The organism is Desulfobulbaceae bacterium (assembly GCA_013792005.1).
In the GTDB taxonomy this organism is placed as follows: Bacteria; Desulfobacterota; Desulfobulbia; order Desulfobulbales; family VMSU01; genus VMSU01.
This window is the reverse complement of the sequence record VMSU01000226.1, coordinates 1-3,390: the sequence shown is the minus strand read 5'-3', so window position 1 is coordinate 3,390 and position 3,390 is coordinate 1. Positions and strand designations below refer to the sequence as shown.

The following is a 3,390-nucleotide window of genomic DNA, read 5'->3' as shown; positions in this document are numbered from 1 at the left end:
CGCCATGGGTTTGATGGCGTCTTTTTTGCGGAGGCGGGCTTTTTGACTCAAATCCCCAGAGGCAATAGCTTTGACGACTCGTTTGATGCCAACAAGTGGTCCGACCACTCGGTGTGAGTATATCATGGTGATGAAGATTACGCCGACCAGAATCATGGTGGTAAGCAAGCAATAGATAATAATCGATTTGGTGAGCAACTCTTCCTTGAATTGGGATAGCCGACTAAAGCTTTCCTGGTAGGAAGGGCCTAGTGGCTGGTGGCTGGTGAAGTATAGGATTAACCCGGTTAAGATCAGTCCACCTGCGAACAACAGGCCGCACTTAATGACGAGGCCACTGAGGTATGATCTGGAAATGACTTGAGTGGTAGCGGGTGTTTGGTGCACGGGGTCCCCTCCTTGGTTTTGGTACGGCATAGTTCTTGGTCTTATTTAAGCAAATTTAATGCCGGCTCTGATTTCGCCACTGTTTTTGAAAGTCCACATGACAATTCCATGTTTAGGGAATTCCCACTCGGGATGATCTTCTTTAAAGAATATCCGTTGGCCGACACGCAAAGGAACGCTGCAGGCGATACCGATGCCGGCATTGTTGATATCAAGAATAGATATTTCATGGTTGTTTTCGACCGATGAATTTTCACTCAGAGCGACCATGATGGTGGGAAAAGTCGCAGCTTCGGGGTCTTTTTCAAGGGGGATACGATTTTTTCGTGGTGGTAACATAGCAGTCACATGGTGTTGAGATAAGCGAAGAACACAAAGCTCTTTTCGCTAGAGGATAAACTCAAGGCCGACCCTGAACCCATCGTTATGTTTCAGGCTCCACATTGCCTTGCCTTTGGGCGGAAGTTCCCAGTTGGGTTGGTCTTTGACAAAATAAACACAATCTCCAGTGCTTATGTGGGAGGTAGTGTATATTCCCATCCCTGTAGCGCTGATATCGATGATGGTTGCACTAAGTGGTTTCTTGGTGCGTCCTGATTCGTTGTTGCTCTGGGGCGCAAGCGCAAACTGGACAGGTGTGTTTTTGGGGAATCTCTGGCTGATTCTTTTTTCGGCGTTGTTAGTCATTGTATTTTGTCGGGGGGGAAGTGGCCCTCGTCATTGTTGTTTGGATATTGGACTGAGAGCTTCAAGGTTATGTCTGCAACGAACTCAGTGGTTAACGATGTCCCTTGGCGTGAATTTTAGTAACTGCTCATGTTGTCGGTTTGCGGTTGACAGTTGGTAGAGATTGAGTCTTGCCAATGGCTGAGGACACACTGACATTGAGTATCATGCGATGATTTATGACTAATCATGATTCTTTTAACCGTAAACCGATAACTGATTACCGTTAACCTGTGTAGTTACGAATTTTACTGATCTGATCCGGTTGTGTCCGTTTCTGGTGGAATATTTCGTGATGGAATGCTCGGCTGCGTTAATCGATTGCGGTCATATCTGGCCTGAGCATGGCATCCGGGTGTACATTGTCCTCCCGTGTCGTTGATGATGAAGTGAACCGGCATCTCCCACCCCCCGAAAGAGACTGTCTCGGCCATGAGCTTGGGTTGGGTGCCAGCGTGGATTTCGTGACATAACTTACAGGCACGGCCACGGGACTCACGGTTGACATGGAGATAATGCAGGTTCTTTTTTCCATCCCTGAAGTTTGTATTATATGAAGTGTAGGGATGAAGAAGCAAGTCTATTTTATGGCATTGGAAACAGAGTGCGTATTGTTTTTCGTTGTAGTCATTAAAAAAGTCGGTGGAGTAGGTGCCGGCGAGCAGGTTCTTGAAGAAAGAGCCATGGGGTGTATGGCAGGAGGTGCATTGTTGTTTGGCAACGTCACCATGCATCATGGTGTCGCTGTCTTTTGACACCGGAAGATGACAGGAGTAGCAGAGTTTCTGTTCATTTTCCTCCCTGAGCAGTGAGGGGAGTGTGTTATGGAAGGCGTGGCAGGCCTGGCAGTCGCCATTGGCGACAGGGGGGTGAAGATAGTCATAATCGACAGTGGTTGGGTGGCACTCTTCGCAGACGTCTTGAGCTAGAGCGAAGGAGATTGTTCCAGGAAGGGGGTGTTCTGTTTCCGGATCGGTGTTTTGATGACAATGAGTGCAGTCGTCATGTCCCTTCGGAAGCCCAGGGAGTTTTGCCCTTAATTCAGGATGACATTGCTCGGTAGCGCACCCTTTGGCCTCTTCGGCTGAGGCTATTGGCGCTGATGTGATCGCCATCGCCATAGAGATAAGGAGGGCGAGGAGCATGCAGCTAGGAAAATTGGTGGGTATCGTCATGTGGTGCGTTTTTGACCCGGCAATGATTTTTTCCCCCAGTGATGCTTCGTTGCACAGGGGTATGGTGTGACCATTTTTTTATAGAATGATTATTTCAGGAAATAGTGCAGGTTGCCACTGTGGGGATTATGGCAATCAACACAGAGCATGTTGTGGCTGACGATTTTGTTGTGCATGTCATCTGCCAGTCGTTTTTCTTTGTGGCACTTGAAGCAGATAGTGGCCAAGCTTTTTTTCAGCAGCGAAGGGTTGCCTGATGTGTGTGGATCGTGACAGGCCAAGCAGGCCCCGACAGCCACAGGACCGTGGACGTTTTTCCCCTGAATCAGATTTTTATGGCAGAGGGAGCAGATTTCGTTTGTGGGGAGTTTTAGTTTATTGTCTGCCTGAAAATTGTGGCAGCTAATACAGTTTTTTTCAGCCCAGGGGCGATGTTTGGAGCCGGTTTGGGCCTTGTCTGCATCGGTTCCGGTAAAGTCCCCTGTTTCTGCTGCCGTTATCCGTTGTTCGTAATACTTGTTGAAGAGGTCTTCGATATTGTCCTTGCAGAGCTCTTCAACCGGGGGGAGTTCGGGGACGCCATCGAAGAGGGAGGTGAGGACCTTGTGCTTTGCCAGGGGATCCATTTTGAAGCAACCGGTTAGCGCCAAAAACAGTCCTATAACAAGAATAATACGTCCGTTAAAGGCATATCTCTTGAGTCTGGCAGGGAGTTTGTCGGAGAGCTGTTTCATTGGGGTCTGGTTGTGGCGGTTTTTCGGTTTGCGGTTGTCAGTTGACGGTTAGGGTTGTTACCAATGCATAGTATCCGTGAGTCTGTTAACTGTAAACCGGTAACGGCTCACCGTTAACCTGATCTGTTCCAGTTATTTCATGCTTTCGTATTCGACATGATATTCGCCAAATCCTGTCTCCTTGATGCCGTTGTCAATAGCGTGGTCACGATTGTATTCCATCTTGCGGTGACAGCCAGGCATACAGGTTCCGCCGTTGGTCGTATCGGAGAGCTGTTTCATTGGGGTCTGGTTGTGGCGGTTTTTCGGTTTGCGGTTGTCAGTTGACGGTTAGGGTTGTTACCAATGCATAGTATCCGTGAGTCTGT

General features: G+C 48.4%; 5 protein-coding genes. All 5 read right to left on the bottom strand.

What is annotated here, in order from left to right:
• Nucleotides 1–387 (bottom strand): methyl-accepting chemotaxis protein (locus FP815_14650; GenBank protein MBA3016168.1); only part of this gene is annotated, 387 nt, incomplete at its 3' end.
• Nucleotides 388–432: 45 nt separating this feature from the next.
• On the bottom strand, nucleotides 433–726 hold the full coding sequence (locus FP815_14645; protein MBA3016167.1) for a hypothetical protein: 294 nt from the start codon (nucleotides 724–726) through the stop codon (nucleotides 433–435).
• 48 nt (nucleotides 727–774) lie between these two features.
• Complete coding sequence (locus FP815_14640) at nucleotides 775–1,074, bottom strand: PilZ domain-containing protein (protein MBA3016166.1); 300 nt, start codon at nucleotides 1,072–1,074, stop codon at nucleotides 775–777.
• Nucleotides 1,075–1,361: 287 nt separating this feature from the next.
• Nucleotides 1,362–2,288, bottom strand: a complete 927-nt coding sequence (locus FP815_14635) for a hypothetical protein (protein ID MBA3016165.1) — start codon at nucleotides 2,286–2,288, stop codon at nucleotides 1,362–1,364.
• Nucleotides 2,289–2,377: 89 nt separating this feature from the next.
• A complete protein-coding gene (locus FP815_14630) occupies nucleotides 2,378–3,022 on the bottom strand; it encodes a cytochrome C (protein ID MBA3016164.1) in 645 nt (214 codons plus the stop codon).
• Between the last annotated feature and the right edge of the window lie 368 nt (nucleotides 3,023–3,390).